This window comes from Synechococcus sp. R55.7 (assembly GCF_047461955.1).
Lineage (GTDB): Bacteria > Cyanobacteriota > Cyanobacteriia > Thermostichales > Thermostichaceae > Thermostichus.
In genome coordinates, this window is sequence record NZ_JANSIC010000026.1 from 1 (window position 1) to 6,487 (window position 6,487).

Here is a 6,487-nt window from a genome sequence, read left to right on the forward strand (position 1 = left end):
GCCTTGCGCAGGCGCACCGACTGGGGCGTGATCTCCACCAGCTCATCCTCGCCGATGTATTCCAAAGCCCGCTCCAGGGTCATCTCCACCGGCGCTTGCAAGTGCACCAGCTCCTCCCCGCCCGCAGCCCGGTGGTTGGTCAGTTGCTTGGTCTTGCAGACGTTCAGCTCCAAGTCTTGGGGACGGTTGTGCTCGCCCACGATCATGCCCTTGTAAACGCGGGTACCTGGCGTAATAAAGAATACACCTCGATCTTCCGCATTCTTGAGGGCATAGGTAGTGGCCACCCCTTCTTCAAAAGCAATCAGCACCCCGTTGCGGCGCATTTCCATCTCAGAGGTCAGGGGACGGTATTCCAAAAAGCTGTGGCTCATGATCCCCTCGCCGCGGGTGATGCGGATAAACTCCCCCCGAAAGCCGATCAGCCCTCGCGCCGGAATGACAAACTCCAGCTGAGCCCGACCATCGGATCCCACCATCATGTTCTGCATTTCTCCCCGCCGTTGCCCCAGCCGCTCGATGCAGGCCCCCACCGTCGCTTCCGGCACATCCAGCACCAAACACTCATAGGGCTCATAGGGCTGGCCGTTGACCTCGCGGAAAATCACCTTCGGTTGCCCCACCTGAAACTCATAGCCTTCCCGCCGCATGGTTTCTAGCAGGATGCCCAGGTGCAGCTCGCCTCGCCCCGACACCAAAAAGCGATCCGGCGAGTCGGTTTCTTCCACCCGCAGCGCCACGTTGGTTTCCAGCTCCCGCATCAGGCGCTCCCGCAGTTGCCGCGAAGTTACAAAAGTACCCTCTTGCCCGGCGAAGGGAGAATCGTTGACACCGATCATCACCTGCAGCGTCGGCTCGTCCACTTTGATGAGCGGCAGAGCCTGGGGATTTTCGGGAGAGGTGAGGGTGTGGCCGATGTTGGCCTCGGCAAACCCCGCCACGGCGACAATGTGGCCGGCGGTGGCTTCCGTCAGCTCGATGCGCTGCAGCCCCTGAAAGCCGAACAGCTTGGTTACTTTGCCCTTGGCAATGGATCCATCCTCTTTCACCACTGCCAATGGATCCCCCAGGCGGATGGTGCCGTTGTGGATCTTGCCGATCACAATCCGGCCCAGGTATTCCGAATACTCCAGCGTGGTGACCTGCAGCTGCAGGGGCTTGCCGGGATCCCCAATGGGAGGTGGGACATGCTTGAGAATGGCCTCGAAAAGAGGCTTCATATCCAGGGATCCGCTGTACTTCCCTTCCAGAAAGTCTTTGAGATGGGCTTCTTCCAGGGCAAAGCCGCGCAACCCAGAGGCAAATAGATAGGGGAAGTCGCACTGGTCTTCGTCTGCCCCCAGCTCCAAGAACAAATCCAGCACCCTGTCGACGGCTTTGTAGGGCTCGGCGCGAGGCCGATCGATCTTGTTGACCACCACAATTGGGCGCAGGCCCTTCTCCAAGGCTTTGCGCAGCACAAAGCGGGTTTGCGGCATCGGGCCTTCGTTGGCATCCACGATCAACAAGCAGCCCTCCACCATCCCCAGCACCCGCTCCACCTCGCCCCCGAAATCGGCGTGGCCAGGGGTGTCGACGATGTTGATCAAGGTTTCGCCGTAGCGGACGGCTGTGTTTTTGGCCAAGATGGTAATGCCCCGCTCCCGCTCCAGCGTGTTGGAGTCCATCACACAGGTGGGAATGTCTTCCCCCTCCCGAAAGATGCCCGCCTGGCGTAACAGGGCATCCACAAGGGTAGTTTTGCCGTGGTCGACGTGGGCGATGATGGCAACGTTGCGGATGGGGAGTGACATATTAACCATTGACCAGCAGGATGTCGCCCTACAAGCAGGAGTGCCCTAGGGATTTCTTTACAACTCTAACGCAAAGGAGCGTTACGTTGCTAAACACTCCTGGCTTTGGGCTTAGCCCCAGCACTCCCAAAGGGTTATCCCGACTGCCTCAATATCCAGAGGGATCCCCTACATATCGGCGCCGCGCAGATAGAGCAGCAGGATGACCGCCGGGCCTGCCAAGACAATCAAGGCCAGCAGGGCCAACTGCACAAAAACTTCGTATTGTCCGAACATAATCCCAGATCCTGTGGCTTACGCTTTGTATCCTAAGGGGTGCCCTCCACCCCAGATGGGAGAGCTGTTACAATTCTTCAAGTCATGCGCTCTTCGCCAAGGGATCCCTAGCGCTCCTGCTGGGCTTGAAACACCACCGGATCCAGGTTGAACAGTTCCTGCAAGATCCGCATGGCTGCCCGCCGCGCCTCAATATCCCGTTTGGCCCGCAGTTGCACCATCGGGTCGTGCAGGATCTTGTTGACGATGCCGCGGGTCAAGGCGTCGATCACCTCCAGGTGCTTCTCGGCAAAGTCCTTGCCCAGGCGGGAGAGAGCTTTTTCCATCTCCTGCTCGCGGATGGACTCCACCTTGTGGCGCAGGCTGGAAATGGTGGGCACCGTCTCCAGAGAACGCCACCACTCCATGAATTGATCCACCTCCTCTTCCACCAGGGCTTCGGCAGCCAGAGCCAGCTTTTGCCGTTGGGCGCGGTTTTCTTCCACGATGCGGGAGAGGTGATCCACATTGAACACCTGTACCCCCTTCAGCTTTTCCACGTCGGGATCGATGTTGCGGGGCACAGAGATATCCACCAACAACAGCGGCTGATCTGGCTGCAGCACCCCTGCCAGTTGCTGGTAGGTGAGGATCGGCTGGGTGGCACCGGTGCTGGTGAAGACCAAGTTGGACTCGGCCACACTGTTCAGCAGCGACTCCCAAGGCAGCACCTGGATCGGCTGCTCGAATTGCTTGGCCAGGGCTTCGGCCCGCTCCAGGGAGCGGTTGACCACCGTGATATCGACTGCCCCTTTGGCCAACAGGTGCTGCACCAGCAGACGGGCCATTCTCCCCGCCCCCACCACGGTAACTTTGCCCTGAGAGAGGGATCCCTGCTCTTGCAGAGCCAACTCCACCGCTGCCGAGCTGATGGACATGGCGCCGGTGCCGATCTCCGTTTCGGTACGGACGCGCTTGCCGGCGGTAATGGCTGCCTTAAAAAGGCGATTGAGGATGCGATCCATGCCGTTGCAGGCTTGGCCCAGTTGCTGGGCTTTTTTCACCTGCGAGAGGATCTGCCCTTCTCCCAGCACCAAGCTATCTAGCCCGGCAGCCACCCGCATCAGGTGGGTTACCGCATCCTGGTAAAGAAGGGTAAACAGGTGCGGACGCAGTTGGGGCAAGGGGATCCCTTTCAGCTCAGCCAAGAACTGCATCGTCTGCCGGACACCACTCTCCATTTCTGAGGTGACGATGTAGACCTCCAGCCGGTTACAGGTGCTGAGGATCGCAGCCTCCTCAATGTGGGGGTGGGCGCGAAGCTGCTGGATCGTCTCTCCCACCTCCGCCTCCGCGATGCTGAGGCGCTCCCGAATCTCCACAGGAGCTGTGCGATGGCTAAGACCGACAACCGCGATAAACATGCCTCTCCGTCGTCTGTACAGCAACAGCAAAAGTTATTAAAAACAAAAACTCTGAACAAAAGCAAATATTGTTTCAGAGAGAAGGCAAAAGCTGTAACCGATATGGGGGATCCCTTGACTCGGTTCCAGCAAGCTTAGGTAACTTTTCTCAGCCTACCTAAACCCTAAGACCAGTATCGAACCGGTTTTGCCGGATTTTGCTGAAGAGTTATTACGTTTTCACGGGTTGGGGCTTGATAGATTTCGTAACTTTCCCAAAAAGGCAAGGGCGACCTTCACCAGGGGAAAGCCGCCCCGATCTGCGAGGATGTTAGATAGGGATCCCTTAGCGCAGCTGCAGTCCGCGGGGCTGCTGGCCATCTTTCATGTGGATGGTATCCACAAAGCGCACCGTGCGGGATTGGCTGGAGATCACCAAGGTCTCGGTGCGGGCCCCGCCCCCGAAGAAGCGCACCCCGCGCATCAAGTCACCATCGGTGATCCCGGTGGCAGCAAAGAGGACTTCCTTGCCACTGGCCAGCTCCTCACACTCCCACACCTTGTCGGGATCCTCAATGCCTTTTTCTTTGAGTTCCCGTCGCGTTTCCTCCACGGGTGGCAAGTAGGTGCCCGCCTGAACTACTTCGGGATCGTAGATCAGCCGACCTTGGAAGTGGGCGCCCAAGCACCGCAGAGCAGCTGCCGAGATCACCCCCTCAGGAGCAGCCCCGATCCCCATCAGGGCATGAATGCCGGTGCCATTGAAGCCTGCCGAGAGAGCCGCCGAGATGTCGCCATCGGTAATCAGCTTCACCCGCGCCCCCGCCTCTCGAATTTGGCGAATCAGATCGAGGTGGCGCTTGCGATCCATGACCACCACCGTCAGATCCGACACCTCCCGATCCAGGCTTTCGGCGATGATCTTGAGATTTTTCTCTGGCGGATAGTCGATGTGCACCTTGCCCTTGGCCTGGGGCGGAGCCGCCAGCTTTTGCATGTAGATGTCCGGGGCATGGAGAAGGCCACCTTTCTCAGAGATGGCCAGCACCGCCATGGAGCCATTTTGGCCTTTGGCCACCAGGTTGGTGCCCTCGCAGGGATCCACAGCAATATCGATCTCCACCAGCTCTTCCACACGGCAGAACTGCTCAGCATCCGGGCGGGTACAGATGCCCACTTCTTCGCCGATGTAGAGCATGGGGGCCTCATCGCGGGTTCCTTCCCCGATGACGATGCGACCGCGCATAGGGATCTGGTTGAGTTTCTCCCGCATGGCCTCTACAGCCACCTGATCCGCAGTCTTGTTGTCCCCTTTGCCCATCCAGCGGGCGGCGGCAATGGCAGCCTGCTCCACGACTTCGATGATCTCTAGCCCCAACTTGTTGTCCACGGTGTGCCCCCTTGCTGATCTCGGAATGGTGAAGGCCAACTTAAGGATATCTTCAGACTCTTCCCCTCAGTTTACCAGGGCAGGCTTCTCCTCGGGATCCCATTCTCTCAACCCCAATAAGCTGAGAGAACAAATCTCCCAAAGCCAGTCAGGAAGAGCGATCCCCGTCTTGGCGGCTTACTATTGCCGCTTGGGGATCAGGGATGGTAGCCTATTTTAAGGGCAATAAGTTTTTCTTAACACCATTAAAAAAACGCAATGAAAAGATACGCTTTTGTCAACCGTTCCGGACAGGTTCAGGTGATCCGCACGATCCCCGGCCACTGGGAGCGCACCCTCTTCCCCGGCCAGCAGGCGATTTTTGAGGCGGAGCCGGACGACTATCTGGAAGTTTACAGTTGCTGCTGCTCCACCACCATCCTGGAAGAGCGCCGCCCCTGTCGCCATCTGGTGGATTCTTCCTCGCCTGAGGTTGACCTCTACCTGTGGTCATCTTCGCAACGGGGAACTCTGGCGGATGCGTTGAACGGTTGACAGGCTTTAGCGGCTGGCTGCCCCATAGGGGCAAGAGGACTGGGTTTGCCCAGGATAACTAGATTGGGGATCGCTTCTCCTGAGGCCGATCCCCGAGTTTTTCAGAGGGCGGACGCGGCTCTGGAGAAGGGGCATCGGGGGGACGGGTCAGGCAACTGCCCCGCGCAGCATTGCGAAAGGTATCGATGCGCTCCACACAATTTTGATGGCCGCAATAGGGGCAATACAGGCGATCCCCAGGTTGGGGCTCCACATCGGCCTGGCTCCACCACCGCCGACAGCGGTCACAACAGAAGTGATAGAGGAACTCCAGCGCCACTCTCATGACAACAGGATCCCTTGCAGAGCTGAGCCGATCAGCATGGAAAAATGGGCATTATCCGGATCCCGGCAGTTGGGATCCGTCGCTATCTATCGAGTTAAGGCAGAGTCATTATGAGTATGGTATGTTAGGTTTGGTTTACATTTGCACTTTACCGCAAGGAGCGTTGATTTATGTCTCAGGAAGGATGCCTGCGAGTGGGGCAGCCCGCTCCCGATTTTTCCGCCACCGCCGTCTATGACATGGAATTCAAGACGGTGAAGCTCTCCGACTACAGGGGTAAGAAGTATGTGGTGCTGTTCTTCTACCCCTTGGACTTCACCTTTGTCTGCCCAACGGAGATCACGGCCTTCAGCGACCGCTATGACGACTTTGCCAAGCTGGATACCGAGATCCTGGGTGTTTCAGTGGATAGCGAATACTCTCACCTGGCCTGGATTCAAACCGACCGCAAGGCTGGAGGGGTGGGTGAGCTGAGGTATCCTCTGGTCTCTGACCTGAAAAAGGAGATCAGCGCTGCCTACAATGTCCTGGATCCGGAAGCGGGTGTGGCGCTGCGCGGCCTGTTCATCATCGACAAAGAAGGGATCATCCAGCACGCCACCATTAACAACCTGGCCTTTGGCCGTAGTGTGGATGAAACCTTGCGCACCCTGCAAGCTATCCAATACGTGCAATCTCACCCCGATGAAGTTTGCCCGGCCAACTGGCAGCCCGGCCAGAAAACCATGCACCCCGACCCAGTGAAATCCAAGGAGTTCTTCGCGGCGATTGCCAAGTAGGTTGGCCC

The 6,487-nt window shown here is 58.1% G+C and carries 7 protein-coding genes; 2 read left to right on the forward strand and 5 right to left on the reverse strand.

Annotated features, from left to right (window positions below):
- The 4 genes from typA to glpX form a co-directional block, all read right to left on the reverse strand.
- On the reverse strand, positions 1-1,793 hold a 1,793-nt coding region (typA, locus tag NW820_RS02500), incomplete at its 3' end, for a translational GTPase TypA (protein ID WP_414406601.1).
- A 168-nt stretch (positions 1,794-1,961) separates the two neighbouring features.
- Positions 1,962-2,069 (reverse strand): photosystem II reaction center protein Ycf12/Psb30, encoded by a 108-nt coding sequence (gene psb30 / locus NW820_RS02505; protein ID WP_011433833.1) that lies wholly within the window; start codon positions 2,067-2,069, stop codon positions 1,962-1,964.
- A gap of 107 nt (positions 2,070-2,176) precedes the next feature.
- Positions 2,177-3,472, reverse strand: a complete 1,296-nt coding sequence (locus NW820_RS02510; protein WP_414373848.1) for a glutamyl-tRNA reductase — start codon at positions 3,470-3,472, stop codon at positions 2,177-2,179.
- A gap of 325 nt (positions 3,473-3,797) precedes the next feature.
- On the reverse strand, positions 3,798-4,841 hold the full coding sequence (gene glpX / locus NW820_RS02515) for a class II fructose-bisphosphatase (RefSeq protein ID WP_414342167.1): 1,044 nt from the start codon (positions 4,839-4,841) through the stop codon (positions 3,798-3,800).
- 258 nt (positions 4,842-5,099) lie between these two features.
- On the opposite strand from glpX, the gene NW820_RS02520 reads away from it, so the two are divergent.
- Positions 5,100-5,375, forward strand: coding sequence for a DUF1830 domain-containing protein (locus NW820_RS02520; RefSeq protein ID WP_414329177.1), 276 nt, complete (start codon positions 5,100-5,102; stop codon positions 5,373-5,375).
- Between the two features lie 58 nt (positions 5,376-5,433).
- Here NW820_RS02520 and NW820_RS02525 read toward each other — a convergent pair whose 3' ends face one another.
- Entirely contained in the window at positions 5,434-5,700 is a 267-nt protein-coding gene (locus NW820_RS02525) for a hypothetical protein (protein WP_414342165.1), read from the reverse strand.
- 170 nt (positions 5,701-5,870) lie between these two features.
- Here NW820_RS02525 and NW820_RS02530 point away from each other — a divergent pair, with 170 nt between their 5' ends.
- Positions 5,871-6,479 carry a peroxiredoxin gene (locus NW820_RS02530; RefSeq protein WP_011433828.1) on the forward strand — a complete coding sequence of 203 codons (609 nt, stop codon included), beginning with the start codon at positions 5,871-5,873 and terminating at the stop codon, positions 6,477-6,479.
- Positions 6,480-6,487: the final 8 nt, after the last annotated feature.

Excerpts from the sequence above, each read along its gene's own strand:
- NW820_RS02530 (WP_011433828.1), top strand. The coding sequence starts at position 5,871 with ATGTCTCAGGAAGGATGCCTGCGAGTGGGGCAGCCCGCTCCCGATTTT.
- NW820_RS02520 (WP_414329177.1), top strand. The coding sequence starts at position 5,100 with ATGAAAAGATACGCTTTTGTCAACCGTTCCGGACAGGTTCAGGTGATC.
- NW820_RS02510 (WP_414373848.1), bottom strand. The coding sequence starts at position 3,472 with ATGTTTATCGCGGTTGTCGGTCTTAGCCATCGCACAGCTCCTGTGGAG.
- NW820_RS02525 (WP_414342165.1), bottom strand. The coding sequence starts at position 5,700 with ATGAGAGTGGCGCTGGAGTTCCTCTATCACTTCTGTTGTGACCGCTGT.
- psb30 (WP_011433833.1), bottom strand. The coding sequence starts at position 2,069 with ATGTTCGGACAATACGAAGTTTTTGTGCAGTTGGCCCTGCTGGCCTTG.